22 protein-coding genes and 1 pseudogene are annotated in these 26,221 nt (G+C 70.5%); 11 read left to right on the top strand and 12 right to left on the bottom strand.

Annotation, left to right across the window (positions count from 1 at the left end):
• Positions 1–5: 5 nt before the first annotated feature.
• The 5 genes from K7396_RS10240 to K7396_RS10260 form a co-directional block, all read right to left on the bottom strand.
• A complete protein-coding gene (locus tag K7396_RS10240; RefSeq protein WP_086718798.1) occupies positions 6–854 on the bottom strand; it encodes an ABC transporter permease in 849 nt (282 codons plus the stop codon).
• Positions 854–1,792: an ABC transporter permease gene (locus tag K7396_RS10245; RefSeq protein ID WP_086718797.1), complete on the bottom strand. Its 939-nt coding sequence runs from the start codon at positions 1,790–1,792 to the stop codon at positions 854–856. Before K7396_RS10245 ends, K7396_RS10240 begins: the two co-directional genes overlap by 1 nt.
• On the bottom strand, positions 1,789–2,952 hold the full coding sequence (locus K7396_RS10250; RefSeq protein WP_086718796.1) for an ABC transporter ATP-binding protein: 1,164 nt from the start codon (positions 2,950–2,952) through the stop codon (positions 1,789–1,791). The genes K7396_RS10245 and K7396_RS10250 overlap by 4 nt, the downstream gene beginning before the upstream one ends.
• A gap of 55 nt (positions 2,953–3,007) precedes the next feature.
• Complete coding sequence (locus K7396_RS10255) at positions 3,008–4,255, bottom strand: polyamine ABC transporter substrate-binding protein (protein WP_086718795.1); 1,248 nt, start codon at positions 4,253–4,255, stop codon at positions 3,008–3,010.
• A 103-nt stretch (positions 4,256–4,358) separates the two neighbouring features.
• Positions 4,359–5,876, bottom strand: a complete 1,518-nt coding sequence (locus tag K7396_RS10260; protein WP_086718794.1) for a gamma-aminobutyraldehyde dehydrogenase — start codon at positions 5,874–5,876, stop codon at positions 4,359–4,361.
• 201 nt (positions 5,877–6,077) lie between these two features.
• Here K7396_RS10260 and K7396_RS10265 point away from each other — a divergent pair, with 201 nt between their 5' ends.
• Positions 6,078–6,701, top strand: a complete 624-nt coding sequence (locus tag K7396_RS10265) for an NADAR family protein (protein ID WP_086718793.1) — start codon at positions 6,078–6,080, stop codon at positions 6,699–6,701.
• Positions 6,702–6,816: 115 nt separating this feature from the next.
• Positions 6,817–7,839, top strand: coding sequence for an adenosine deaminase (locus K7396_RS10270; protein ID WP_086718792.1), 1,023 nt, complete (start codon positions 6,817–6,819; stop codon positions 7,837–7,839).
• 92 nt (positions 7,840–7,931) lie between these two features.
• On the opposite strand, the gene K7396_RS10275 is transcribed toward K7396_RS10270, so the two are convergent.
• Both K7396_RS10275 and K7396_RS10280 read right to left on the bottom strand, forming a co-directional pair.
• Positions 7,932–9,113 carry an ABC transporter substrate-binding protein gene (locus K7396_RS10275; RefSeq protein ID WP_086718791.1) on the bottom strand — a complete coding sequence of 394 codons (1,182 nt, stop codon included), beginning with the start codon at positions 9,111–9,113 and terminating at the stop codon, positions 7,932–7,934.
• A 141-nt stretch (positions 9,114–9,254) separates the two neighbouring features.
• On the bottom strand, positions 9,255–10,709 hold the full coding sequence (locus K7396_RS10280) for a gamma-aminobutyraldehyde dehydrogenase (protein ID WP_086718790.1): 1,455 nt from the start codon (positions 10,707–10,709) through the stop codon (positions 9,255–9,257).
• A 168-nt stretch (positions 10,710–10,877) separates the two neighbouring features.
• Between K7396_RS10280 and K7396_RS10285 the strand changes: the two genes are divergently transcribed.
• From K7396_RS10285 to K7396_RS10310, 6 genes are all read left to right on the top strand, one after another.
• Positions 10,878–11,372 (top strand): Lrp/AsnC family transcriptional regulator, encoded by a 495-nt coding sequence (locus K7396_RS10285; RefSeq protein ID WP_086718789.1) that lies wholly within the window; start codon positions 10,878–10,880, stop codon positions 11,370–11,372.
• A gap of 2 nt (positions 11,373–11,374) precedes the next feature.
• On the top strand, positions 11,375–12,736 hold the full coding sequence (locus tag K7396_RS10290; protein ID WP_086718788.1) for an aspartate aminotransferase family protein: 1,362 nt from the start codon (positions 11,375–11,377) through the stop codon (positions 12,734–12,736).
• 214 nt (positions 12,737–12,950) lie between these two features.
• Positions 12,951–13,691, top strand: a complete 741-nt coding sequence (locus K7396_RS10295; protein WP_086718787.1) for an ABC transporter ATP-binding protein — start codon at positions 12,951–12,953, stop codon at positions 13,689–13,691.
• Positions 13,673–14,836, top strand: a complete 1,164-nt coding sequence (locus K7396_RS10300; protein WP_152104845.1) for a hypothetical protein — start codon at positions 13,673–13,675, stop codon at positions 14,834–14,836. The genes K7396_RS10295 and K7396_RS10300 overlap by 19 nt, the downstream gene beginning before the upstream one ends.
• Before the next feature lie 158 nt (positions 14,837–14,994).
• Positions 14,995–16,161: an LOG family protein gene (locus K7396_RS10305; protein ID WP_152104846.1), complete on the top strand. Its 1,167-nt coding sequence runs from the start codon at positions 14,995–14,997 to the stop codon at positions 16,159–16,161.
• A gap of 175 nt (positions 16,162–16,336) precedes the next feature.
• Positions 16,337–17,266 (top strand): DMT family protein, encoded by a 930-nt coding sequence (locus K7396_RS10310; RefSeq protein WP_152104847.1) that lies wholly within the window; start codon positions 16,337–16,339, stop codon positions 17,264–17,266.
• A 164-nt stretch (positions 17,267–17,430) separates the two neighbouring features.
• On the opposite strand, the gene K7396_RS10315 is transcribed toward K7396_RS10310, so the two are convergent.
• The 4 genes from K7396_RS10315 to rlmN all read right to left on the bottom strand — a co-directional run bounded on the left by K7396_RS10315 (position 17,431) and on the right by rlmN (position 22,650).
• Entirely contained in the window at positions 17,431–18,504 is a 1,074-nt protein-coding gene (locus tag K7396_RS10315; protein WP_086716969.1) for an ABC transporter ATP-binding protein, read from the bottom strand.
• Positions 18,505–20,235 (bottom strand): ABC transporter permease, encoded by a 1,731-nt coding sequence (locus tag K7396_RS10320; protein WP_373866948.1) that lies wholly within the window; start codon positions 20,233–20,235, stop codon positions 18,505–18,507.
• Complete coding sequence (locus K7396_RS10325) at positions 20,211–21,287, bottom strand: thiamine ABC transporter substrate-binding protein (protein ID WP_086716967.1); 1,077 nt, start codon at positions 21,285–21,287, stop codon at positions 20,211–20,213. The genes K7396_RS10320 and K7396_RS10325 overlap by 25 nt, the downstream gene beginning before the upstream one ends.
• Positions 21,288–21,543: 256 nt before the next feature.
• Positions 21,544–22,650 (bottom strand): 23S rRNA (adenine(2503)-C(2))-methyltransferase RlmN, encoded by a 1,107-nt coding sequence (gene rlmN, locus K7396_RS10330; RefSeq protein ID WP_086716966.1) that lies wholly within the window; start codon positions 22,648–22,650, stop codon positions 21,544–21,546.
• A gap of 347 nt (positions 22,651–22,997) precedes the next feature.
• Between rlmN and K7396_RS10335 the strand changes: the two genes are divergently transcribed.
• The 3 genes and pseudogenes from K7396_RS10335 (at position 22,998) to K7396_RS10345 (ending at position 24,959) form a co-directional block, all read left to right on the top strand.
• The gene (locus K7396_RS10335) at positions 22,998–23,384 is read left to right on the top strand and encodes a hypothetical protein (protein WP_143589065.1); all 387 of its coding nucleotides are present in this window, start codon (positions 22,998–23,000) and stop codon (positions 23,382–23,384) included.
• Positions 23,385–23,944: 560 nt separating this feature from the next.
• Positions 23,945–24,207: pseudogene (locus K7396_RS10340) on the top strand (tyrosine-type recombinase/integrase); the annotation flags it as partial.
• Between the two features lie 107 nt (positions 24,208–24,314).
• The gene (locus tag K7396_RS10345) at positions 24,315–24,959 is read left to right on the top strand and encodes a hypothetical protein (protein WP_143589064.1); all 645 of its coding nucleotides are present in this window, start codon (positions 24,315–24,317) and stop codon (positions 24,957–24,959) included.
• Between the two features lie 329 nt (positions 24,960–25,288).
• On the opposite strand, the gene K7396_RS10350 is transcribed toward K7396_RS10345, so the two are convergent.
• Positions 25,289–25,981, bottom strand: coding sequence for a hypothetical protein (locus K7396_RS10350; RefSeq protein ID WP_167392735.1), 693 nt, complete (start codon positions 25,979–25,981; stop codon positions 25,289–25,291).
• Positions 25,982–26,221: the final 240 nt, after the last annotated feature.

Here is a 26,221-nt window from a genome sequence, read left to right on the forward strand (position 1 = left end):
GGTTCTCAGCTCCTCTTGCTCCTCTTGCGGCGGGCACCGGCCAGCTGGCCGACGACTACGCATGCCACGGCGATCAGGAACATCGCCGTGCCGATGACATTGATCTGGACGGGCGTGCCCCGCTGTGCCGATCCCCAGACGAACATGGGGAAGGTGACGGTGGAGCCGGCGTTGAAGTTGGTGATGATGAAGTCGTCGAAGGACAGGGCGAAGGACAGCAGGGCGCCCGAGGCGATGCCGGGGGCGGCGATCGGCAGCGTCACCCGCAGGAAGGTCTGGACGGGTGAGGCGTAGAGGTCCTGGGCGGCCTGTTCGAGGCGTGGGTCCATGCTCATCACCCGGGCCTTGACGGCGGTGACCACGAAGCTCAGGCAGAACATGATGTGGGCGATGAGGATCGTCCAGAAGCCGAACTGGATGCCCATGTTGAGGAAGAGGGTGGCCAGCGACGCGGCCATGACGACCTCGGGCATCGCCATCGGCAGGAAGATCAGGGTGTTGACGCCGGCCCGGGCGCGGAAGCGGTAGCGGGCCAGCGCGAACGCGATCATGGTGCCGAGGACGGTCGCGCCCAGGGTGGCCCAGAGCGCGAGCTGCAGGCTCAGGCCGAGCGAACCGCACAGGTCGGCGACGCCGCACGGATCGCTCCAGGCGTCCGTGGAGAAGCGCTGCCACTGGTAGTTGAAGCGGCCGTTGGGCTTGTTGAAGGAGAAGACCATCACCACGAGGTTCGGCAGGACCAGATAGCCCAGCGTGCACAGACCGGCGAGGGTGACGATGTTGCGGCGCAGCCAGCGCAGGCCACGGTTCGGGGTGCGGGCCGCGGTGGCTTCGGTGGTCTCGTGGACGGCCATCAGACCAGGTCCTCCGTCCCGGACTTGCGGATGTAGATCGTGACCATGGCGAGGATGGCCGCCATGAGGAGGAAGGAGAGGGCGGCGGCGGTCGGGTAGTCCAGGACCCGCAGGAACTGCGACTGGATGACGTTGCCGATCATCTTCTGGTCGGTGGAGCCCAGCAGTTCGGCGTTGATGTAGTCACCGGCGGCCGGGATGAAGGTGAGCAGGGTGCCGGCGACGACACCGGGCATGGACAGCGGGAAGGTCACCCGGCGGAAGGTGGTGGCCGGGCGGGCGTAGAGGTCGCCGGCGGCCTCGTGGAGGCGCGGGTCGATGCGCTCCAGGGAGGTGTAGAGCGGCAGGATCATGAAGGGCAGGAAGTTGTAGGTCAGTCCGCAGACCACGGCGAGCGGGGTGGCGAGCACCCGCTGCCCTTCGGTGAGGCCCAGCCAGCTGGTGACGTCCAGGACGTGCAGCGAGTTCAGGACGCCGACCACCGGTCCGCCGTCGGCCAGGATCGTCTTCCAGGCGAGTGTGCGGATCAGGAAGCTGGTGAAGAACGGGGCGATGACCAGGATCATCACCACGTTCCGCCAGCGCCCGGCCTTGAAGGCGATGAGGTAGGCCAGCGGGTAGCCCAGGAGCAGGCAGAGCACGGTGGCGGTGGCGGCGTAGAGCACGGAGCGCACGAACTGCGGCCAGTACTCGCCGAGCGCGTCCCAGTACGTCGCGAAGTGCCAGGTGACCTTGAAGCCCTCTTCGAGGGAGCCGGTCTGGACCGAGGTCGACGCCTGGTAGACGAGCGGGGCGGCGAAGAAGACGATCAGCCACAGGATGCCGGGGAGCAGCAGCCAGTAGGGGACGAGGCGCTTGCGGGCGGGGGTCCTGCGCGGGGCGGTGACCTCGGCCCCGGCCTGCCCGTCCGGTGGCGCGGGCGTCGCGGTCGTGGTCACGCGGCCTCCTCATCGAGGTCCGCGCCGGCCTGCCGGTCCTGGGCGGCGTCCAGCCCGAAGGTGTGCGCCGGGCTCCAGTGCAGGACGACCTCGGCGCCGGGGACCAGGCGCCCGTCGCGCTCGATGTTCTGCTCGTAGACGGCGAGTTCGCCCAGGCCCGGGGCCTCGATCACGTACTGGGTGGAGACGCCGATGAAGCTGGCGTCCTTGATGCGCGCGGGCAGCCGGTTGCGGCCGTCGGCGAGGAACCCGGCGTCGTCGGCGTGCGCCAGGGCCACCTTCTCGGGCCTCACACCGGCCAGCACCTTCTCGCCGGTGCGGGCCGGGGCGCTGCACCGTGCGGCGGGCAGTCGCAGCGTGGCGTCACCGGCCTTGAGCAGCAGTTCCTCGCCGCCGGCCTCGACGATCTCGGCCTCGATGAGGTTGGAGGTGCCCAGGAAGTTGGCGACGAAGGTGGTGGCGGGGTTCTCGTAGAGGTCGGCGGGGGCGCCGAGCTGTTCGACCCGGCCGCCGTTCATCACGGCCACGGTGTCGGCCATCGTCATGGCCTCCTCCTGGTCGTGGGTGACGTGCACGAAGGTGATGCCGACCTCGGTCTGGATGCGCTTGAGCTCCAGCTGCATCTGGCGGCGCAGCTTGAGGTCGAGGGCGCCCAGCGGCTCGTCGAGGAGCAGCACCTGCGGGTGGTTGATCAGGGCGCGGGCGACCGCGACGCGCTGCTGCTGGCCGCCGGAGAGCTGCTGCGGCTTGCGGCGGGCCATCGGGCCGAGCTGGACGAGGTCGAGCATCTCCTCGACCTGCTTCTTGACGGACTTGATGCCGCGGCGGCGCAGCCCGAAGGCGACGTTCTCGTAGATGTCCAGGTGCGGGAAGAGCGCGTAGTTCTGGAAGACGGTGTTGACCTGCCGCTTGTAGGGCGGCAGGACGGTGACGTCCCGGCCGGACAGTTCGACGGTGCCGGTGGTGGGCTCCTCCAGCCCGGCGATCATGCGCAGGGTGGTGGTCTTGCCGCAGCCCGAGGCGCCCAGCAGCGCGAAGAAGGAGCCCGCGGGGACGGTCAGGTCGAGCGGATGGACGGCGGTGAAGGAGCCGTAGGTCTTGCTTATCCCGTGGAGGCGGACGTCGCCGCCACTGCTCTGGGGGGTCGCGGAGTGGGTCATGTCGGTCGTCCCGTGGGTCGGAGGGCGAAGCGGCTCGGGCGGGCCAGGGAGGGGGTCAGGCGCCGGTGAGGTCGGAGAACTTCTGGGCGAACTCCTTGTTCTCCTTGGCGCTCAGGGCGCGGAAGGAGTGGGAGCGGGCGGCCATCTCCTTGTCCGGCAGGATCAGCGGGTTCTCGGCCGCCTTCTTGTCGATCTTGGCAAGTTCCTCGCGCACCCCGTCGACGGGGCAGGCGTAGTTGATGTACGCCGCGAGCCGGGCCGCCGCCTTCGGCTCGTAGAAGTAGTCGATGAGCCGTTCGGCGTTCTGCTTGTGGCGGGCCTTGTTCGGCACCATGAGGTTGTCGGTGGACACCATGTAGCCGGACTTGGGGATGGCGTAGGCGATGTCCGGGTTGTCGTTCTGGAGCTGGACGATGTCGCCCGCCCAGGCCACACAGGCGGCCAGATCGCCCTTGTCCAGGTCCGTGGTGTAGTCGTTGCCGGTGAAGCGGCGGATCTGCTGGGAGTCGACGCCCTTCTGGAGCCGGGCGAGGGCCGCGTCGTAGTCGTCCGCGGCGACGTCCTCGGGCCGCTTACCCATGTCCAGCAGCGTCAGCCCGACGCTGTCGCGCATCTCGGAGAGAAAGCCGACCCGGCCCTTGAGCTGCGGGTCCTCCAGCAGCTGGCTGACGGAGTCGACCTTCTTCCCGCGGGTGGCCTTCTTGTTGTACGCGATGAGGGCCGGGATGCCCTGCCACACGTAGGAGTGCGCGCGGCCGGGGTCCCAGGCGGGGTCGCGGTACTGGGCCGAGAGGTTGGCGTAGGCGTGCGGCAGGTTGGCCGGGTCCAGCTGCTGGATCCAGCCGAGGGAGATCATCCGCGCGCACATCCAGTCGGTGAGCACGATCAGATCGCGGCCGGTGTCCTGGCCGGCCGCCAGCTGGGCCTGGACCTTGCCGAAGAACTCGTCGTTGTCGTTGATGTCCTCGGTGTACTTGACGGCGATGCCGGTGCGCCGGGTGAAGCGCTCCAGGGTCGGCCGGTGCTTGCCGTCCTTGCTGACGTCCATGTACTCGGTCCAGTTGGAGAAGTTGAGGCGCTTCTCCGCCCGGGAGTGGTCCTCGGAGCGCCCGGCGTCCGTACGGCCCGCGGGCGGGATCCCGCAGGACGCCAGGGCGCCGAGGCCGCCGATGGTGGCCGCCATGGCGCCGCCCGCGCGCAGCAGCGAGCGGCGGGTCATGGCGAGCCGGCCGTTCGTCGCACTGCGGCGCATGGCGACGAGTTCCGCCGGGGAGAGGGGTTCGGGCTGCTCGTGGTGCTCCATGCGCGGTGCCCTTTCAGGGGATGAGCCCGGCGCGCGGCCGGTGGTGACGAGGCCCGCGGCGCCGGCCGCAGGGGAAGGGCCCGGGGGCCCGGTGGGGCGTCCCTCAGGGGCGGTCCCCGAAGACCGTGCGGTGCCAGTCCTTGCGCGCCACCGCGGTGTTGTCGTACATGACGTGCTTGACCTGGGTGTACTCCTCGAAGGAGTAGGCCGACATGTCCTTGCCGAAGCCCGAGGCCTTGGCCCCGCCGTGCGGCATCTCGCTGATGATCGGGATGTGGTCGTTGACCCAGACGCAGCCCGCGTTGATCTCGCGGGTGGCGCGGCCGGTGCGGTAGACGTCCCGGCTCCAGGCGGAGGCGGCCAGCCCGTAGGGGGTGTCGTTGGCCAGCGCGATGCCCTCGTCGTCGCTGTCGAAGGGCAGCACGACCAGCACCGGGCCGAAGATCTCGGACTGCACGATCTCGCTGTCCTGCGCGGCCCCGGCGATCAGCGTGGGCCGGTAGTAGGCGCCCTTGGCCAGCTCGCCCCCGGGCGCCTCGCCGCCGGTGACGACGGTGGCGTAGCCGCGCGCCCGGTCCACGAAGCCGGCCACCCGGTCGCGCTGGGTGTGGGAGATCAGCGGGCCGAGGTCGGTGGCGGGGTCGAAGGGGTCGCCGAGCCGCACGGTCGCCATCAGGTCGGCGACGCCGCTGACGAAGGCGTCGTAGAGCGGGCGCTGGACGTAGGCGCGGGTGGCGGCGGTGCAGTCCTGGCCGGTGTTGATCAGCGAGCCGGCGACCGCGCCGTGGACGGCGGCCTCCAGGTCCGCGTCATCGAAGACCACGAAGGGGGCCTTGCCGCCGAGTTCGAGGTGCAGCCGCTTGACGGTGCCGGTGGCGATCTCGGCGACGCGCTTGCCGACGCCGGTCGAGCCGGTGAAGGAGGTCATCGCCACGGAACGGTGGCCCACCAGGTGCTCACCGGCGTCCCGGCCCGCCCCGGAGACGATGTTGAGGACGCCGTCGGGCAGCCCGGCGCGCTGCGCGGCCTGTGCGAACAGCAGCGAGGTGAAGGGGGTGATCTCGGCGGGCTTGAGGACGATGGTGTTGCCCGCGGCGATGGCCGGCAGCACCTTCCAGGCGGCCATCTGCAGCGGATAGTTCCACGGCGCGATGGAGCCGACGACGCCGATGGGCTCGCGGCGGATGACCGAGGTGTGATCGGGGCTGTATTCGCCGGCCGCCTTGCCCTCCAGATGGCGGGCGGCGCCCGCGAAGAACGCGGCGTTGTCGATCGAGCCCGGTACGTCGAACTCCTCGCTGAGCTTGATCGGCTTTCCGCAGTTCAGCGATTCGGCGGCGGCGAGATCGGCGGCGTCCTCGGCGAGCGCGGCCGCGAAGCGGTGCAGGGTGTCGGAGCGCTCACCGGGCGTGGCGCCGCCCCACTCGGGAAACGCCTGCTCCGCGGCCTGTACGGCGGCGTCCACATCCGCCGTACCCGCGAGCTCGTAGGAGTACACCGTCTCGCCTGTCGCCGGGTCCACGACGGCCTGGGTGCGGCCGGAACTCCCGCTGCGGAGACTGCCTGCGATGAACTGGGCGCCCTCGGCGAACCGCTCGGTGGCATCGAATCGGTGATCCATGGTGCTCTCCTCCGCCGGGCACCGAGGCCGCTCAGCGGCACTGCCTGGCGTAGCTATTTCCGGAATCGATGGCCGATCTTGACAGAATAGAAGGGCCTCAACAAGGGATTCCGTTGTTGCCTTTTGGTTACGCGACGAATTCTGCGATTCCCGCAGTATCAGCCCCGACACGTTGTCAGTGCCCGCTGACAGAATCCCGGCATGATGCACGACAACGCGGGGATCACCACGGGGGAGGGCGCCGGGAGCGCCGCGGACGGGCCGCGTTCGGTCGAGGAACTCCGGCGCACGGCCGCCGCCGGCCACCGCGTCAGATATGTCCCCTTCTGGGGTCACAGCCCCCGGCGCGATGGCAGCCTCGGCGCGAGCTGCTTCAGCCAGTGGTGGCCCTCCCCCTTCACCGTCGACGGCGTCCGCTACGCCACCGCCGAACACTGGATGATGGCCGGCAAGGCCCGGCTGTTCGCCGACGCGGAGGCGGAGCGGGAGGTCCTCGCGGCGCGGCACCCCCGGCAGGCCAAGGAAGCCGGGCGCACGGTCCGCGGCTTCGACGAGGAGATGTGGCGGCGGCACCGCTTCGCCCTGGTCGTCGAGGGCAGCGTGCACAAATTCGGCCAGGACGCCGCCCTGCGGGAGTTCCTGCTGGGCACGAACTCCCGGGTGCTGGTGGAAGCCAGCCCGGTGGACCGGATATGGGGCATCGGCCTCGCCGCCGACGACGAGCGCGCCGCGGACCCCGCCCGCTGGCGGGGCCTGAACCTGCTGGGCTTCGCGCTGATGGCGGCGCGGCAGACCCTGCGCGAACGGGACGGGCCGGCGGCGTAGGCCCGGCCGGGGCCCGGGGCCGGTGCGCGGACCTGCGCCCCACGGCCGCCCCCGCCCCGCTTAGCATGACCGAGCCCCTCCGCGCACCGCGCGCACTCATTGACAGGAGGAACCGTTGTCCGGTCTCGATGCCTTCATTGCGGACCTGCCCAAGGCGGAGCTGCACGTCCACCACGTCGGATCGGCCTCACCGCGTATCGTCGCCGAACTCGCGGCGCGGCACCCCGACTCCGCCGTCCCCACCGACCCCGAAGCGCTGGTCGACTACTTCACCTTCCGCGACTTCGCGCACTTCATCGAGGTCTACCTCTCCGTCGTGGACCTGATCCGCGACGCCGAGGACGTCCGGCTGCTGACGTACGAGGTCGCCCGGGACATGGCCCGGCAGCAGATCCGCTACGCCGAGCTGACCGTCACCCCCTTCAGCTCGACCAGCCGCGGCATCCCCGACGCCGCGTACGTCGAGGCGATCGAGGACGCCCGCAAGGCCGCGGAGGCCGAGCTGGGCGTGGTGCTGCGCTGGTGCTTCGACATCCCGGGCGAGGCCGGGCTGCAGGCCGCCGAGGAGACCGCCCGTATCGCCTGTGACCTGCAGCCCGAGGGCCTGGTCTCGTTCGGGCTCGGCGGCCCCGAGATCGGCGTCCCGCGCCCGCAGTTCAAGCCGTACTTCGACCGGGCCCTCGCCATCGGTCTGCACTCCGTGCCGCACGCCGGGGAGACCACCGGACCCGGCACGATCTGGGACGCCCTGACCGAGTTGCGCGCCGAGCGCATCGGTCACGGCACCAGTGCCACCCAGGACCCCGCGCTGCTCGCCCATCTCGCCGAGCACCGCATCCCGCTGGAGGTGTGCCCCACCTCCAACATCGCCACCCGCGCGGTGCGCACCCTGGAGGAGCACCCGCTCAAGGAGATGGTCGACGCGGGCCTGCTGGTCACGATCAACAGCGACGACCCGCCGATGTTCGGCACGGACCTCAACACCGAATACGGCGTCGCCGCCCGCCTGTTGGGCCTGGACGCCGAGGGCGTGGCCGGCCTCGCCAAGAACGCCGTCACCGCCTCCTTCATGGACCCCGCCGCCAAGGCACGCCTGACGGCCGAGATCGACACCTACACGGCCGCCTGGCGCGGCTAGGCGCCTGTCCCGGGCCGTGACCACCCGCCGCCGCCCCGTCGCCCCGCACCGAGGGACGGGGCGGCGGGCGGGACGGCAGGGGGGCACGCCCCCTACAGCCCCACGATCGCGTTCCACTCCTTGGCGAATTCGGTTCGCTCCTCGGAGGTGATGTCGCGGGCGATGGCCAGCCGCTTGCGCATGGCGTCATCGGGGAAGATCAGCGGGTCCTCGGCGAGTGCGGCGCGTTCCTTGTCCTTGGAGGAGGCCAGCACCTCGCGCGCGGCCGGGACGGGGCAGACGTAGTTGACCCAGGCGGCCAGCTCCGCGGCGACCTCCGGCCGGTAGTAGTAGTCGATCAGCCGCTCGGCGTTGCGCTTGTGCTCGGCGAGGTTGGGGATCAGCAGGCTCTCCGCCCAGAGCTCGGCGCCCTCCTGCGGCACCACGAACTCGATGTCCGGGTTGTCCGCCTGGAGCTGGATCACATCGCCCGAGTAGGCCTGCGCGGCGAGCACGTCGCCGGAGTCCAGGTCCTTGATGTAGTCGTTGCCGGTGAACCGCCTGATGTGGCCCTTGTGCACGAGGCGCCGCACCCGGTCGGTCATGCGGTGGAAGTCGTCGGCGGTCCAGCGGGTGATGTCCACGCCCTCGCCCTGCATCAGCAGCGCGAACGATTCGTCGAGCCCGGAGAGCAGCGTGACCCGGCCGCGCAGGTCGTCCTTCCACAGGTCGGAGGTGTGCTTGATCTCCCGGCCCAGCTTCTTGCGGTTGTAGGCGATGCCGGTGATCCCGGACTGCCAGGGCACGGAGTGGGTGCGGCCCGGGTCGAAGTGCGGGGTGCGCAGCAGCGGGTCGAGGTTCGCGGCCACATGCGGCTGGGCCGCCCGGTCCATCTTCTGGACCCAGCCCAGCCGGACGAACCGGGCGCACATCCAGTCGCTGATGACGATCAGGTCCCGGCCGGTGCTCTGGTGGTTCATCAACGACGGGCTGATCTTGCCGAAGAACTCGTCGTTGTCGTTGATCTCCTCGGTGTAGGTGACGGAGATCCCGGTGCGCCGCTGGAAGGCGTCGAGGGTGGGCCGGCGCTGCTTGTGGCGGTCGTCGACGTCGATGTAGAGCGGCCAGTTGGCGAAGGTGAGCCGGTGGTCCCGGGCGGAGCGGTCCGCTCCCCCGCGGTCCGCCTCCTTGACGTATGCGGGCGGCACCCCGCAGCCGGTCATGGCGGCCAGCGCCCCCGTCACACCGATTCCGCCCACACCTCGGAGCAGCGCACGCCGCGAAAGATCAGCCATGGCGAGCACTCTCACGCGCCGCGGGCGGAGGCGGCAAGAGACAGAGCGTCCATTGCCGGGCCTCCGCCCGCGACGGTGTGTCGAGCGTTCCGCGCCGCCCGGGGGTGCAGATCCCCCGATCGGCCGTCCGGACCGGCCTGATCAGCCGTCCAGCGAGGTCATCACGTGCTTGATGCGGGTGTAGTCGTCGAAGCCGTAGGCCGAGAGGTCCTTGCCGTAGCCGGACTTCTTGAATCCGCCGTGCGGCATCTCGGCGACCAGCGGGATGTGGGTGTTGATCCACACGCAGCCGAAGTCGAGGGTCTTGGACATCCGCATGGCGCGGGCGTGGTCCTTGGTCCACACCGAGGACGCGAGGGCGTACTCGACGCCGTTGGCCCACTCGACCGCCTGCTTCTCGTCGGCAAACGACTGGACGGTGATGACCGGGCCGAAGACCTCCTGCTGGACGATCTCGTCGTCCTGCTTGAGGCCCGAGATGACGGTCGGGGCGAAGAAGTAGCCCTTGTCGCCGACCTGTTCGCCGCCGGCCTCGATCTTGGCGTGCGCGGGCAGCCGCTCGATGAAGCCCTTGACCTGCTTCAGCTGGTTGGCGTTGTTCAGCGGGCCGTAGAGCACGTCCTCGTCGTCGACCGCGCCGGTCTTGGTCTCCGCGGCGGCCTTGGCCAGCGCGGCGACGAACTCGTCGTGGATGGACTCGTGGACCAGGACGCGGGTGGCGGCCGTACAGTCCTGGCCGGCGTTGAAGTAGCCGGCCACCGAGATGTCCTCGACGGCCTTGGGGATGTCGGTGTCCTCGAAGACGACGACCGGCGCCTTGCCGCCCAGCTCCAGGTGGACCCGCTTGAGGTCCTTGGAGGCGGACTCGGCGACCTGCATGCCGGCCCGCACGGAGCCGGTGATCGAGGCCATCGCGGGGACCTTGTGCTCGACCATCAGGCGTCCGGTCTCGCGGTCACCGCAGATGACGTTGAACACGCCGCGGGGGTGGCCCAGTTCGTCCAGCACGCTGCCGATGATGTCGGCGATCAGGACCGTGGAGGCCGGGGTGGTGTCGGACGGCTTGATGACGACGGTGTTGCCCGCGGCCAGCGCCGGGGCGAACTTCCACACGGCCATCATCATCGGGTAGTTCCACGGCGCGACCTGGGCGCAGACGCCGACCGGCTCACGGCGGATGATGGAGGTGAAGCCCTCCATGTACTCGCCGGACGCGCGGCCCTCCAGCATCCGGGCGGCACCCGCGAAGAAGCGGATCTGGTCCACCATCGGCGGGATTTCCTCGGAGCGTACGAGCGCGAGCGGCTTGCCGCAGTTCTCGGACTCGGCGGCGATCAGCTCCTCCGCCCGCTCCTCGAAGCGGTCGGCGATCTTGAGCAGGACCTTCTGGCGCTCGGCCGGGATCAGGTCGCGCCAGGCGGGGAAGGCGGCCTCGGCGGCCGCCATGGCCGCGTCCACGTCGGCGGCGGCCGAGAGCGGGGCGGTGGCGTACGCCTCACCCGTCGCGGGGTTGACCACCTCCGTGGTCCGCCCGTCGGCGGCGTCCCGGAACTCCCCGTCGATGTAGTTGCGCAGACGACGCAGTGCGGTGGTCACTGTGCGCCCCCTTCAGTCAGATATCCGGTGGTGTGGACCCACCCTAGCCATGGAACCCACGTTTTCAACACACCCGCCACTCAGGAACGACGGAATCAGTAGAATCTCGATCGCAACACGACTAATTTCATCGGTTTGGGGTTGCAAGACAGACGAGGCTCGTGCACAGTGAACGACGTGGCGGCCTCTCGAAAAAGTGATGACAGAACCGGAACCCCGTCGATCGACTCCGTCTCCCTGGCGATCATCGAGCAGCTCCAGGAGGACGGGCGCCGTCCGTACGCCGCCATCGGCAAGGCCGTCGGCCTGTCCGAAGCGGCGGTACGCCAGCGCGTACAGAAACTGCTCGATCAAGGCGTGATGCAGATCGTCGCGGTCACCGACCCCCTCACGGTCGGTTTCCGCCGGCAGGCAATGGTCGGCATCAACGTCGAAGGCGACCTCGACCCCGTGGCCGACGCCCTGACGACCATGGAAGAGGTCGAGTACGTCGTCATGACGGCAGGCTCCTTCGATCTCCTCATCGAGATCGTCTGCGAGGACGACGACCACCTCCTGGAAATGATCAACAAGCGGATCCGCACGCTTCCCGGCGTCCGATCCACCGAGAGCTTCGTGTACCTCAAGCTCCGCAAGCAGACCTACACCTGGGGAACGAGATAGCAATGAGCGGCGACCTCTCCAAGACGGCATACGACCACCTGTGGATGCACTTCACCCGCATGTCGTCGTACGAGAATGCCCCCGTGCCCACGATCGTGCGCGGTGAGGGCACCAACATCTACGACGACAAGGGCAAGCGCTACATCGACGGGCTCGCCGGCCTCTTCGTGGTCAACGCCGGCCACGGCCGGGTCGAGCTCGCCGAGACCGCCTACAAGCAGGCGCAGGAGCTGGCCTTCTTCCCCGTGTGGTCCTACGCCCACCCCAAGGCCGTGGAGCTCGCCGAGCGCCTGGCCCACCACGCGCCGGGCGACCTGAACAAGGTCTTCTTCACCACCGGTGGCGGCGAGGCCGTCGAGACCGCCTGGAAGCTGGCCAAGCAGTACTTCAAGCTCACCGGCAAGCCGATGAAGCACAAGGTGATATCCCGGGCCGTCGCCTACCACGGCACCCCGCAGGGCGCCCTGTCCATCACCGGCCTGCCCGGCCTGAAGGCCCCCTTCGAGCCGCTGGTCCCCGGCGCGCACAAGGTCCCGAACACCAACATCTACCGCGCCCCGATCCACGGCGACGACCCCGAGGCCTTCGGCCGCTGGGCCGCCGACCAGATCGAGCAGCAGATCCTCTTCGAGGGCCCCGAGACCGTCGCCGCGGTCTTCCTGGAGCCGGTGCAGAACGCCGGCGGCTGCTTCCCGCCGCCCCCCGGCTACTTCCAGCGGGTCCGCGAGATCTGCGACCAGTACGACGTGCTGCTCGTCTCCGACGAGGTCATCTGCGCTTTCGGCCGCCTCGGCACGATGTTCGGCTGCGAGAAGTTCGGCTACGTACCGGACATGATCACCTGCGCCAAGGGCATGACCTCGGGCTACTCCCCGATCGGCGCCTGCATCGTCTCGGACCGCCTGGCCGAGCCGTTCTACAAGGGCGACAACACCTTCCTGCACGGCTACACCTTCGGCGGCCACCCGGTCTCCGCGGCCGTCGGTGTCGCCAACCTCGACATCTTCGAGCGCGAGGGCCTCAACAAGCACGTCCTCGACAATGAGGGCAACTTCCTGAGCACCCTGCAGAAGCTGCACGACCTGCCGATCGTCGGCGACGTCCGCGGCAACGGCTTCTTCTACGGCATCGAGCTCGTCAAGGACAAGGCCACCAAGGAGTCCTTCAACGAGGAGGAGACCGAGCGCGTCCTGTACGGCTTCCTCTCCAAGGCGCTGTACGACAACGGCCTCTACTGCCGCGCCGACGACCGTGGCGACCCGGTCATCCAGCTGGCCCCGCCGCTGATCGCGGACCAGCCGGTCTTCGACGAGATCGAGCAGATCCTGCGCTCCGTCCTCACCGAGGCCTGGACCAAGCTCTGATCCACGGGGCACCGGCCGGTGCCCTCGTGCACAACTGAAGATCCAACGGCTCGGATTCACTCGTTTCAAGCCATACGAGTGAATCTGGGCCGTTGTGCTGCCAAGCCACGAATACCGGGGGTCACCAGTCCTTACCGTGCTAGTGACCGATACCCTCCATGGTCGTTCACCCGGTCGGGGGAACGATTCGACGCCTACAACAAGAGGTGCGCAGATGGTGGCCCCGCCTGACAACGACGTTCTCTGGGCCCGCGGCCTGCACCACACGCACGGCGGCACCTCGGCCCTCGCCGGAGTCTCCGTCGGCGTCCGCGAAGGCGAGATCCTCGCCGTCACCGGCCCGCGCGGCAGCGGCAAGACCACCCTCCTGAAATGTCTCTCCGGTCAACTGGTCCCGTCCGAGGGCGAGATCTGGTTCAACAGCGCCCCCGTGCACACGCTCTCCTCCCCCAGCCGCGAACGGCTGCGCCTGGACCGGTTCGGCTGGATCGACACCGAGCCGCACCTCGTTCCCGAACTCACCGCCTGGGAGAACGCAGCTCTCCCCCTCCTGCTCCGGGGCACCGGTACCCGCGCCGCCAAGCACACCGCCGTCGAATGGCTGGACCGCCTCGACGTCGGCATGTGCGCGCGGCGCCGACCCGGCCAGCTCGACCAGTCCCAGCGCCAGCGCGTCGCCATCGCCCGCGCGCTCGCCACCACCCCCCAGGTGCTGTTCGCCGACGAACCGACCGCGCCGCTGCACCGTTCCGACGGCACCCAGGTGCTGCGCACCCTCACCACCGCGGCCCGCTCGCACCAGATCACCGTCGTCCTGGCGACCCACGACCCGGACATCGCCACGCTCGCCGACCGGTCCCTGGCACTCCTCGACGGCCGCCAGTCCAGCGCCGCGCCCGAGGCCACCGGGCCCTCCGATGAGGAAAGCAGGGCAGCGTGCTCGCTCTCCGTCTAGCCCGCGGCTCCCACCCCCTCGTCCTGCTGCGCCGCCTCGGCGTCTCCCTCGCCGCGGCCGGCACCGGCTTCCTGATGCTCTCCACCCTCGGCCACGCCGCCGGTCATCCGTCCGCGGCCGAGGAGTCGCTGGTACGCCTGCTGTGGTGCACGGCCCCGCTCGCCGCCACCGCCCAGTTCGCGGTGTCCACGGCGCGCACGGATCCCGCCGCCCGCCTCCAGCGCGGTATGACCGCGGCCGGCCTGGGCCCGCTCCGGCTCACCCTGCTCGCCACCGTCTCCACCGCGCTGACCTGTGTGCTCGGTGTCCTCGCCGCACTGCTGGCCTTCCTCCGTCTCCGCGGCGACCTCGGCGGTCCGTCCGCTGTCCGCTTCAACGCCGACCTGCTCGGCACCGGCCGTCCGCTGCCGCTCGTCGGCGCCCTCCTCCTGCTGGCGACCGTGCCGCTGACCGCGGCGGTGGCGACCGCCGTCGCCCTGCGCCCCCGCCACGAGGCCGGCGACGCCGAGGCCGAGAGCCGCCCCCGGATCGCCCCGCCCTCCGGTCTCCCGTGGGGCATCGCCATGGCCGCCGCCGGCCTCGCCATCGAGGCGTACACCAGCCGCGCCCCCGGCACCCACGGCGGGCTGCTGCCCCTCCCCGGCCGGCTGGTCGGCAGCCCGCCGGGAGTGCTGGCCGGCTGGGCACTGTCGGCCTTCGGCCTGGTGCTGGCCGGGCCCGGTCTGGTGCATCTGTGCGGCCGGCTCCTGTGCGCCGGCCGGCCGGGCGCACTGCGCCTGCTGTCCGGGCGGGTCCTGCAGGAGGAGTCGCACCGCCTCGGCCGCCCGCTCGGCGTCCTGTGCGCGGTCGGCTCCGCCGCGTACGCCGCGATGAAGGTGTACGAAGCCTCGCCCTCCCGTCCGTTCGGACCGCTCACCGCCGTCGGCGCGGCGGTCGTCCTCGCCTGTGTCACCGCCAGCGCGCTCACCGCCGCGCTGGAGTCCCGCTCGGCCCGCGCCCACACCACGGCCGCCCTCCGCCGCCTGGGTGCCTCCGCATCCGTCCTCTACCGGGCGGCGGCCCTGCGCGCCCTGGCGCTGGTGATCGTCCTGGCACCTCTGACCTGGACCGTCGCGGAGATGGCCACACTTCCGCTCGTCCACTGAGCGGGCGCGTGCACTGAGGGGCCGGGACCAACCGGCGTGCCGGAGGAACCGGCGCGACGGTCCCGGCCCCGTCTCCGGCCGCACCTCTCCTCTCACCGCGGCCCTGCTCGGGCCTGACCAGCCCCTCGCTCCTCTGGTGGCATCACTGCGGTCCTAACATGACGGACGTGCAGTCGAATTCAGAGTCCTCAGCGTCCCGCCGTTTCCCGGCCCACGACGACAACCACGACCACGAGATCGAATCCCTGCCGGAGTTCGACCGGGTGGTCGCCGCGGGCAGCCTCGCCGGACACCGCGTCCAGTCGGTCGATCTGACGGACCGTACGTTCGCGCTGCTCAGCACGGACACCACGGAGTCCGTGTTCCTCGGCTGCGCGATGGAGCCGGACGCCGCCGCCAAGATACGGGCCGGCGGCTCCCTGGTCTTCCCGCCCGTGCCGGACCTGCCGTTCGATCCCTACCGCGGCAGCCTGTACGGCCCGGACGAGCTCTTCGAGGGGCTGGCCGGGTCCGGCTACGACGCCACCCCGGACGCCCGCGCCTACCGCTGGTACCAGGAGACCAAGTCGGACGGCGACATCTTCGCCTCGATGCTGCGCAGCATCCACGACGACGCCGTCTCGGACGCCCTCGACGAACACCTCGCCGGTGCGCAGGTGGTGGGCATCATGGGCGGCCACGCCCTGCGGCGGGAATCGGCGGACTACGCGGGCGCGGCCCGGCTCGGGCGCCGGCTCACCCGCAGCGGTCTGACCGTCGCGACCGGCGGCGGCCCCGGCGCGATGGAGGCGGCGAACCTCGGGGCGTACGCCGCGCCCTTCGAGGACGAGATGCTCGACGAGGCGCTGGAACGTCTCGCCAAGGCACCGCACTTCTCCGAATCGGTCACCGAGTGGGCGCGGGCCGCCTTCGACATCCGGCGGAGCCGTCCGGGCGGCGGGGCCTCGGCAGGCATTCCCACCTGGTTCTACGGCCATGAGCCGCCGAACGTCTTCGCGTCCCACATAGCCAAGTACTTCGTCAACGCGGTGCGCGAGGACGGTCTGCTGGCGCGTTCCAACGCCGGCGTGGTGTTCCTCCCGGGCGCGGCCGGAACCGTCCAGGAGATCTTCGACAACGCGACGCCCAACTACTACCAGTCGCGGGGCGAGCCGACCCCGATGGTGCTGGTCGACCGCGCGCACTGGACCGAGCGGCTCCCCACCTGGCCCCTCCTCCAGGCCCTCGCGGCGGACCGCCCCATGGCGGCCAGGATCGCCCTGGTCGACTCGGTGGACGAGGCTCCGGAGGCGCTGGCCCGGCTCCGCTCCGAGAGCGTTTCCTGACCGGGCGCCGACGGTCCTTCTTCCCGCCCCCGCGCCGCCAGGGCGCCGGCCGCGGCCCCGGTTCACCCGGTCGGGCGGTGGATTCGCCCGGGGAGGCAACTCCCGTCCCGGAATGCGCGTCTGCCAGGCCGGACACGGAACACATGGTGTGCACAGCGGTCGAACGGAGCTCTTGGTGATCATCGGTCTTCTGACGGCCGTGGCGGCGTCGGCCTGCTACGGCACGGGATCGGTCCTGCAGGCGGTGGGCTCACGCAAATCCGCCCGCCGGGAGGCGGCCGCGGCCTCCACGACCGGGGTCACCCAGCACGGCGGCCCCAGCCTGTCGTCGACCGCGAAGGCCGCCGTGACCTGGGAGTTCATGGTCGGCACCGGGCTGGACTTCATAGGGTTCGCGCTCGGCGCGCTGGCCGCCCGGCTGCTGCCGCTGTTCCTCTCCCAGACCGTGATCAGCGCCAACCTCGTGATCACCGCCGTACTGAGCATCAAGCTGCTCGGCATCCGGCTCTCGCGGGCCGAGTGGAGTTCGATCGCGGTGGTCTGCGGGGCGCTGGTGCTGCTGGCGACGGCCGCCGGGCCGGAGGGCAGCGGCCGCACGCCGATCGCCGCCCACTGGTGGCTGCTCGCCGCGTCCGTCGTGCTCATCGGCGGCGGCACGCTGATCGTGCGGCTGCTCGGCGGCCGGGCCGCGATCCTCGCTGGCCTGCTCTCCGGCCTGGGCTTCGGCGCGCTCGGGGTCGGCGTACGGGTGCTGAACGGCGTGGACCCCTTCCACCTGCCGACGCTGCTGGGCGATCCCGCCCTGTACGCGATTCTCATCGCGGGCCTCGGCGGGATGTACCTGCACACCGTCGCCCTGCAGATCGGGTCGGTGAACGGTGCCACGGCGGCGCTGGTGGTGGGCGAGACGGTGGTCCCGGGCATTCTCGGGGTGCTGTGGCTGGGCGACTCCTCCCGCCCCGGGTTCGCCTGGGTCGCCGCCCTCGGGTTCGTGGTGGCCGTGGCGGGCGCCGTCGCGGTCGCCTGGTTCGGCGAACCGGAAGCGCGAACTCAGGACGGTGCGCCGGTGGCGGGTGAGGCGAAGACGGAGGTGTCGGCCCGCTGAGGCCCTCGGGGCGCGGGAGGTAGCCGGCCCGGCCACTCTCCGCGCTCGGCCGACCCGCTGGGCAGGCACCGACGCACTCAACCGAACCCGCTCGGCCCGCCTCGTCCGGCCCGCTCAGCCGGTCCCGCCCGCCCCGTTCAAGCCGCTCACCCCACCCGGCACACTCACCCCGCCGCTTCCGACGCCTCCAGCACCACCACGTCCCGGGCCGCGAAGGCGATGCCCACCCGCTCCCCCACCTCCGGCGCGTCCCGCAGTGCGCAGGCCGCCTCCACCTGCGGTCCGGTGGCCGGCTGGAGCAGCAGCGCGACATGGGTGCCGCGGAAGGTGCGGGCCGCGACCGTGCAGGGCAGGCCCTCCGGGGCGGTGGTCAGCCGCACCCCGGCCGGGCGGACGAGCAGGCGGCACGGCCCGTCCGCGGTGCCGTCCGGGACCGGCACCTTGCCCCAGGGGGTGGCGGCGGCCTCGCCCTGCACCGTCGCCCCGACCACGTTGTCGAAGCCGAGGAAGCGGGCGACGAATTCGGTGGCCGGCCGCTGCCAGACCTCCAGCGGGGTGCCGGTCTGCGCGATCCGGCCGTCCTGCATCACCACGACCCGGTCGGCGAGCGCGAAGGCCTCGCCCTGGTCATGGGTGACCGCCAATACGGTGGTGCCCAATTCGCGGAAGAGGCGGCGGAGTTCGACGACCAGCCGTTCGCGCAGCCCGCGGTCGAGCTGCCCGAGGGGCTCGTCCAGCATCAGCAGGCGGGGGCGGGGGGCCAGCGCGCGGGCCAGCGCGACCCGCTGCTGCTCGCCGCCGGACAGCGAGGCCACGGCGCGCCGCTGGGCGCCCGGCAGGCCGACGAGGTCGAGGAGTCCGGCGACCGTGCGCTCCCGCTCCGCGCGGGCGGCACGCCGCATCCGCAGCCCGAAGGCGACGTTGCCCTCGACGTCCCGCTGCGGGAAGAGCTGGTGGTCCTGGAACATCAGGCCCACCCCGCGCCGGTGCGCGGGCACCCCGGACTGTTCCCGCCCCTCCAGCAACACCGTCCCCGCGTCGGCCTGTTGGAGCCCCGCGACCACCCTCAGCAGGGTGGACTTGCCGCTGCCGCTCGGCCCCAGGACGCACACGATCTCGTGCGCGGCGACGTCGAGGTCGACCGCGTCCAGCGCGGGGCGCCCCGCCGTGCCGAAGCGGACGGTCACCCCGCCCAGCCGCAGCAGCTCCTGCGCAGTGGTCCCGGCCCGTGCCGTCATCTAGAACTCCCCGGAGTGGTCGAGGGGGCGCAGGCGCTCCAGTATCAGCAGGGCGGCGGCGCACACCACCATCAAGATGGTCGACAAGGCCATCGCCTGCCCGTAGTTGAGCTCTCCCGCGCGCCCCAGCAGGCGTGCCACGGCGACCGGCAGTGTCGGCTGGTCCGGCCGCGCGATGAAGACCGTCGCGCCGAACTCGCCGAGCGAGACGGCGAACGCGAAGCCCGCGGCGATCAGCAGGGCCCGCCGCACCATCGGCAGGTCCACCTCCCGCCACACCCGCCACGGCGACGCGCCGAGCACGGCGGCCGCCTCCCGCAGCCGTCCGTCGACCGCCCGCAGGACCGGCAGCATGGTCCGGACCACGAACGGCACGCCCACCAGCGCCTGGGCGAGCGGCACCAGCCACCACGAGGCGCGCAGGTCGAGCGGGGGCGTGTCGAGGCTGATCAGGAACCCGAAGCCGACGGTCACCGCGGACACCCCGAGGGGCAGCATCAGCAGCGCGTCGAAGCCGCGGACGAGCCGGCTGACGCAGGCCGTCCGTCCCGACGCTCCCGCGCGGAGCCGGGGGAGCGTCAGCGCGGCGGCCGCCAGCCCGCCCACCACCAGCGCGATCGCCGTGGCCGCCACCCCGTAGGCGAGGGAGTTCCACAGGGCGTCCAGGGGCGCGACGGCGAAGGTGCTGTCGGCGGAGGCGGCGGACCGCAGCGAGGTGTAGAAGCCCGCTCCGTAGCCGTCCGGCCCGTCGAACGACCGCTCCACGAGCACGGCGAGCGGCACGATGAGCAGGACGGTGATGACGCCGAGCGTCCCCCACAGCAGCGCCCACTGGCCGCGGCCGCGCGGCCGGTGGGCGGTCTGCGCGGCGGGCACCAGCCGCAGGGCGCTCTCCCGGCGGCGCACGGTGAGAGCGTGCAGGGCCAGCACGCCCAGCACCGCGGCGAATTGGACCAGGGTGAGGACGGCGGCGGTGGGCAGGTCGAGGAACTCCGCGGTCTGCCGGTAGATCTCCACCTCCAGCGTCGCGAAGGTGGGGCCGCCCAGAATCTGCACCGCCCCGAAGGAGGTGAAGGTGAAGAGGAAGACCATCAGCGCGGCGGCCGCGACGGCGGGCCCCAGGGCCGGCAGCGTCACCCGCCGCCAGGCCTCGAACCGCCCGGCGCCGAGCATCCGCGCGGCCTCCTCCTGGCGCGGGTCGAGCTGGGACCAGAGCCCGCCGACGGTCCGTACGACCACGGCGTAGTTGAAGAACACATGCGCCAGCAGGATCGCCCACACCGAGGTGTCCAGGCGCAGGCCCCACAGCTCGTCCAGCAGCCCGCCCCGCCCGACCAGCGCCAGGAAGGCCGAGCCGACGACGACGGTCGGCAGCACGAACGGCACCGCCACCACCGCCCGCAGCAGCTGCTTGCCGGGGAAGGCGAAGCGCGCGAAGACGTAGGCGCCGGGCAGTGCGATCAGCAGGGTCAGCGCCGTGGAGGCGGCCGCCTGCCAGACGGTGAACCACAGCACGTGGGCGATGTCCGGGTCGCCGAGCACGGCACCGAACCGCCCGAACTGCCACTGTCCGCCGTCCTTGAGGCCGCGTCCGACGATCGCCACGACCGGATAGGCGAAGAACAGCGCGAAGAAGGCGAGCGGCACCGCCATCAGGCCGAGCCGCACCGCCGTTCCCCGTACGGGCACCGGGCGCCGGGTGCGGGCTACTTCAGAACGAGCGAGGACCACTGCTTGATCCACTGTTCGCGGTTCTTGGTGATCGTCTCGGGGGGCAGCGTCGTGGGCCTGCCGATCGTGGTGCCGTACTTGGTGAACAGCTCCGGCACCTTGGCGTCCGTACGCGCCGGGTTGACGAACATCCGCAGCGGCACGTCCTCCTGGAACCTCCGGCCGGCCAGGAAGTCCAGCAGCGCCTTGCCGCCCTTCTCGTTCCGCGCGCCCTTGAGCAGGCCGCCGAATTCGATCTGGCGGAAGCAGGTGCCGGTCGCGACCCCGGTGGGTGCCTCCTTCGGCGCGGGCTTCTTGCCCAGCACCTCGGCCGGCGGGCTGGAGGCGTAGGAGACCACCAGTGGCTTGTCGCCCTTGTCCTTGCCGGCCGCGGAGCCCGAGAACCGGTCGTTGTAGGCCTGTTCCCAGCCGTCGACGACCTCGACGCCGTTGGCCTTGAGCTTCTTCCAGTAGCCCTGCCAGCCGTGCTCCCCGTAGGTGGCGATGGTGCCGAGCTGGAAGGCGAGCCCCGGGGAGGAGGTGGCGGGGTTCTCCGTGACGAGCAGCCCCTTGTACCGGGGTTCGAGCAGGTCGGCGAAGCTCTTCGGCGGCGCGGTCCTGTGGCGGGCGAAGTAGCCGCGGTCGTAGTTGACGCAGATGTCGCCGTAGTCCAGCGGGGTGACGCGGTGTTCGCCCTTGTCGAGCTGCAGCGCCGCGGGCACCTTGTCCAGCCCCTTGGCCCGGTAGGGGCTGAAGATCCCCTCGTGCAGCCCGCGGGAGAGCAGGGTGTTGTCGATGCCGAAGAAGACGTCGCCCTGGGGGTTGCCCTTGGACAGGATCGCCTGGTTCACGGCCTTGCCGGCGTCCCCGCCCCTGAGGATCCTGATCTTGTAGCCGCTCTCCTTCTCGAAGGCGGCCTGGACGGACTTGGAGATGTTGAACGAGTCGTGGCTGACGAGTGTGACGGTCTTGGTGTCCGCGGCCCCGCCGCCCGCGCCACCGCATGCCGCGAGCGTGGACATGCCGACCACGGCGGCGAGCGCCGTGACGGTGATCCTGCTGATGGTGCTCACTGATTCCTCCTGGCTGGCCAGGAAGAGACGCGGCCCTGCCCGGTGTCCGCGGCCCACCGCGCCGGACGGCGCGGTGAGGGGACTTCGGGCAGGGCGCAACAGCATGAGTGACGACCGAACTTCCTACCCGGAATGACCCGGGCGAGGTTCAAGGGTCTGCGGGCACCGTAGGACTACGACGCTTCCGCACTCTCAGCGCTGTGGCGCTCCCCTGTCGGAATGTGCATTTGTTCGATCACACGGTACCAGCGGGCGGTCAGCGTTCCGAGGCAGCGAGCTGCCCGCAGGCGCCGTCGATCTCCTGGCCACGGGTGTCGCGGACGGTCACGGGCACGCCGTGCGCCTCGATGGCCTGGACGAACGCCCGCTCGTCCTCGGGGCGCGAGGCGGTCCACTTCGAGCCGGGCGTCGGGTTCAGCGGAATCAGGTTCACATGGACCCGCTTGCCCTTGAGCAGGCGTCCCAGCAGGTCACCGCGCCATGCCTGGTCGTTGATGTCCCGGATCAGCGCGTACTCGATCGAGATCCGCCGCCCGGACTTCTCGGCGTACTCCCAGGCCGCGTCCAGCACCTCGCGCACCTTCCAGCGGGTGTTGACGGGCACGAGGGTGTCGCGCAGTTCGTCGTCGGGAGCGTGCAGCGACACGGCCAGCCGGCACTTGAAGCCCTCGTCGGCGAACCGCAGCATCGCCGGGACCAGGCCGACGGTGGAGACGGTGATACCCCGCTGGGAGAGGCCCAGCCCGTCCGGCTCGGGGTCCGTCAGCCGCCGGATCGCGCCGACCACCCGCTTGTAGTTGGCGAGCGGCTCGCCCATCCCCATGAAGACGATGTTGGACAGCCGCGCGGGACCGCCCGGCACCTCGCCGTCGCGCAGCGCGCGCATGCCGTCGACGATCTGGTGCACGATCTCGGCGGTCGAGAGGTTGCGGTCCAGACCCGCCTGGCCGGTGGCGCAGAACGGGCAGTTCATCCCGCAGCCGGCCTGCGAGGAGATGCACATGGTGACCCGGTCCGGGTAGCGCATCAGCACGGACTCGACGAGCGTGCCGTCGTGCAGCTTCCACAGGGTCTTGCGCGTGGTGTCGTCGTCGCACGAGATGTGCCGGACGACCTTCATCAGATCCGGCAGCAGCTGGCTCGCCAGCTTCTCGCGCGCCGCCGCGGGGATGTCGGTCCACTGCGCCGGGTCGTGCGCATAGCGGGCGAAGTAGTGCTGCGACAGCTGCTTGGCGCGAAACGGCTTCTCCCCGATCGCGGCCACCGCTTCACGACGCTCGACGGGGCTGAGATCGGCAAGGTGCCGCGGGGGCTTCTTGGCCCCGCGCGGCGCGACGAAAGTGAGTTCTCCGGGTGCAGGCATGGTGCGTCCAGTGTGGCAGATCGTCTGAGGCACCCCAGGTGACAGCGGGGTGGAGATAGTCACCCTCCGTCGTCACTTGTCATCGTTGACCCACCTCGCACGGCCCAGGGACGGCCCGGCGGCTTCCTGATCCAGTGACTGCTGGGCGAGGCAAGCGCAAATGCCGCAGTCGCCTCGCGCGCCTTATGGCCGTGCCACCTCCGTTTCAGGTTGAGCATGCCCCTGTCATTGAATAGGATCATCATGACCTCGGGGGATCCTTTAGTGCGGCGCGCATTCCCGCATCGCCGACGCCGGATACTTCCGGCCCCCAACGACCAGTCGAACAAATTCGAAATGGGGGAATAATGAGGGTACGTGGTTTCACGGCGGCCGGAATTGCTGCCGCAGCAACTGTGGTGTTCTGCGGTTCACCTGCTTTTGCCGGCCAGGATGCCATGGTTCATACGACGGACCACGTGAAGGACTACGGAGGGAAGGCGCTCTTCAATGACCGCGGGGACGCCTTCACCGTCTGCGACCTCAAAGCAGACGGCATGACCGCCGAAGCAATTGTCAAGATTGGAGACGCGGACGGCACGACCGCCTATTTGTCTGATCTTGACGGAGCAGGCACCTGTAAGCACTTCACAAGGAATATGCCCGAGAACCACTCGTTCAAAATGCGGGTTTGCCTGCAAAAGAACTACCGCGGCGAATACCACTGCTCGAACTGGGCCTGGGGTGTAGCCTGAGGCTCCCCATCGGTATCACTTCGGTGAAGCGCAAAACGCGTCATCAGATGCCGCTCACGGCGTACCACATCACCGACGCCGCCTGGCAATGGAGCGCGCCTAGCGGTTGAGGAGTGAGCCCGTATTCAGGGCATCCCGGCACGTCACCGTGGGGTCAAATCACACAGCCTCCGCAGATGAAGTAACGGAACCGGCTCTTGACCAGCAGCAATTGGTCGGGGGCCGGTTCTCTGCGTGCTGCCCGACGATGCCCCGTGTTCCCCGTGTTCCCCGTGGTCCCCCCTGATCGGCACGGATAGGGCACGTGTATATGCCACGACGGTGGGCCAGTTTTGAGCGGAGCGCCCATGACGGGCTGAGCCACATCGCGGCAGCAGACAGCTCCTCCTCAGCCACGGATCAGCGTCCGCTCCCGCGCAGGCCCGCGTGGCGGGCCGGTGGGGTGTGATCCGTAGCGGCGGCTGATACAGCCGTTGGCCTGCGTGCCGGATACCGGATGTGTCAGAGCGGGGCTTGGTACTGCTGCGGGCGGCTGTCGAGCAGGAGTCGACGTCCAGGAGTGGAAGCCCGCTCTCGCTGCTGCCGGCCTCATCCCGAGACCCAGGCAGGCAAGCCCTATGCCTCCGCACGGGAACACGGCATGCACGCCCTACGACACTTCTATGCCTCGGTGCTCTTGGACGCCGGCGAGAGCGTGAAGGCGATAAGTGGGTACCTCGGCCACTCGGTCCCCGCTATGACGCTCCGCGTCTACGCGCACCTGATGCTCACCGGCCGTGAGCGCGCACGACGGGCAGTCGATCAGCTCCTCCAACCGGAGTGACACCCCGGGCCCATGGTCTTGCAGCTGAGTGGAATCTGAGGACACCGGCAGCTGCGGACCGCTACGGTTCGCCGACTGAGGGATTCGGAAACAGGGGGATGATGGTGATGCGAGGACGCACCGCGGCCGCCTGCGCGGCTTTGCTCGTCACCCTGGCAGGGTGCGGCGATGCCACACCTGACAAGGAGGCCAAGGAAGCCTCCTCACCTCGTCCAACCATTGCTGATTACGTCGGCAAGACCAAAAGCGAAGCAGAGGACGGCTTGAGCCCGTCGATGGCATTGCGGGCATATGAGGACGCGAAAACAAAGGCCGATCGCCGTGACCGCACCTTCGATACATGGATCATCTGCAAACAGGACGCTCACGGCGACGGGCCCATCACGTTCTCCGTTGCTGCCACCCGTGCCGCCTGCGGACTGCCCGCGGCTTCCAAGGACCCTGATGGCTCGAAGTCTCCGGCTCCCTCGTCGGATGCCTCAGCCGATGTGCCCTCGCCCTCCGACAAGAACGAGCAATACGCCGGCGCCGTCAAGGTTCGCGCTCCCGAACTCCGGCAGGTGGAGGCTGACGACCTCGGCGTTCAGGGGCAGCTCGTTTGTACCGAGCTGGACGCGGGCGACAGCCCCCGGGAAGTCCTCAAGACCATTCAGGCCGCGTACCCCGGAGTGAAGGGCCTGGCCCTCGTCACCGAAGCGCCTCCCGTCTACTGCCCCTCGCACGAGGCCGCCGTGGCCTCAGCGCTGAAGTAGCTGATGGTTCTGCTGGAACCGCTCACGGCCCAGCCACGGCCCACGGCCCGGCAAGAAGCCCCCTACCGGCAGCAAAACCGCTGGTAGGGGGCTTCTCGTCAACCTCAGAGACAGAGTTCTCCGGGTGCAGGCATGGTGCGTCGAGTGTGGCAGATCATCTCGGGGTGCCCGGGTCAGAGCCGGTGAGTGGACGGTCACCCCATGTGGTCGAGGTCCTTCCGGTTGGCGTCCGCGGCGTTGGCCCGGGCGGCGTCACGCCGGGGTCGCGCCGGGCCAACGCCGCGGTCATGGCTGGTTATCCAGGGTGGGTGAGGTACGTAGCCCATCCCTCAAGGAGGCATCATGGCGACGGGCATCCGGAAGCATCTTCCCCGCGTGATCGGAGCGTCCCTCCTGGCCGCGGTCCTCGCCGGCACGGGAGGCGTCATGGAGGTGGCGGCCGCGCCGCAACCGGCGAAGAGCGCGACAACAAAGCCGGACACACGGCCGAACATCCTCTGCAAGTTCATCCGCGACAGCTCGGGCAGGGTCCTCCTGGTGAACGTCAGGACCGGCAGGATCGTCAACAACCCGAGGCTCTGCAGCTTCGGCGGCGGCTTCGTGGGCCGCGGGAGCACGACCGGCGCCACGACCACGGGCGCCACCTCCACCACGACCGGTGCCAGCGTCACGACGGGCGCCACCACCACGGGCGCCACCACGACCACGACCGGTGCCAGCGTCACGACGGGCGCGACCACCACGGGCGCGACCACCACGACGGGCGCCGGCACGACACCCGGTGGCGGCACGGCTCCGCCGACCACCACCGCACCGCCGATGACCACGGCACCGCCCAGCACCACGGCACCGCCGACCACGACGGCACCGCCCAGCACGACGGCGCCGCCCAGCACGACGGCTCCGCCGAGCACCACCGCACCGCCCAGCACCACCGCTCCCCCGAGCACGACCGCTCCGCCCAGCACCACGGCACCGCCCAGCACCACGGCACCGCCGAGCACCACCGCTCCGCCGAGCACCACCGCTCCTCCCGGCGGCGGCACCTCGGGCGGCGGTATGTGAGCCGCCGACGGATGACTCCGAAGCCGGCAAACGAGGGAGCCGCTGCCCCGGGCAGGGCCCGCGCCGGACCGCGTGGGCCCAGGAGGGCGGCCGGGACGTGTCCCGGCCGGCGGCAGAGCCGCTGACCGGGGCCCACGGTCACCTTCGGAGAGCGGATTCTCCGGGCCCGTTGCAGGGGACATGCCAGTGGGCACAGA

It is taken from the genome of Streptomyces angustmyceticus, assembly GCF_019933235.1.
GTDB lineage: Bacteria > Actinomycetota > Actinomycetes > Streptomycetales > Streptomycetaceae > Streptomyces > Streptomyces angustmyceticus.

Excerpts from the sequence above, each read along its gene's own strand:
- K7396_RS10290 (WP_086718788.1), top strand. The coding sequence starts at position 11,375 with ATGAGCGGCGACCTCTCCAAGACGGCATACGACCACCTGTGGATGCAC.
- K7396_RS10250 (WP_086718796.1), bottom strand. The coding sequence starts at position 2,952 with ATGACCCACTCCGCGACCCCCCAGAGCAGTGGCGGCGACGTCCGCCTC.
- K7396_RS10295 (WP_086718787.1), top strand. The coding sequence starts at position 12,951 with ATGGTGGCCCCGCCTGACAACGACGTTCTCTGGGCCCGCGGCCTGCAC.
- K7396_RS10240 (WP_086718798.1), bottom strand. The coding sequence starts at position 854 with ATGGCCGTCCACGAGACCACCGAAGCCACCGCGGCCCGCACCCCGAAC.
- K7396_RS10260 (WP_086718794.1), bottom strand. The coding sequence starts at position 5,876 with ATGGATCACCGATTCGATGCCACCGAGCGGTTCGCCGAGGGCGCCCAG.
- K7396_RS10265 (WP_086718793.1), top strand. The coding sequence starts at position 6,078 with ATGATGCACGACAACGCGGGGATCACCACGGGGGAGGGCGCCGGGAGC.
- K7396_RS10345 (WP_143589064.1), top strand. The coding sequence starts at position 24,315 with ATGCGAGGACGCACCGCGGCCGCCTGCGCGGCTTTGCTCGTCACCCTG.
- K7396_RS10275 (WP_086718791.1), bottom strand. The coding sequence starts at position 9,113 with ATGGCTGATCTTTCGCGGCGTGCGCTGCTCCGAGGTGTGGGCGGAATC.
- K7396_RS10335 (WP_143589065.1), top strand. The coding sequence starts at position 22,998 with ATGAGGGTACGTGGTTTCACGGCGGCCGGAATTGCTGCCGCAGCAACT.
- K7396_RS10315 (WP_086716969.1), bottom strand. The coding sequence starts at position 18,504 with ATGACGGCACGGGCCGGGACCACTGCGCAGGAGCTGCTGCGGCTGGGC.
- K7396_RS10305 (WP_152104846.1), top strand. The coding sequence starts at position 14,995 with ATGACGGACGTGCAGTCGAATTCAGAGTCCTCAGCGTCCCGCCGTTTC.
- rlmN (WP_086716966.1), bottom strand. The coding sequence starts at position 22,650 with ATGCCTGCACCCGGAGAACTCACTTTCGTCGCGCCGCGCGGGGCCAAG.
- K7396_RS10255 (WP_086718795.1), bottom strand. The coding sequence starts at position 4,255 with ATGGAGCACCACGAGCAGCCCGAACCCCTCTCCCCGGCGGAACTCGTC.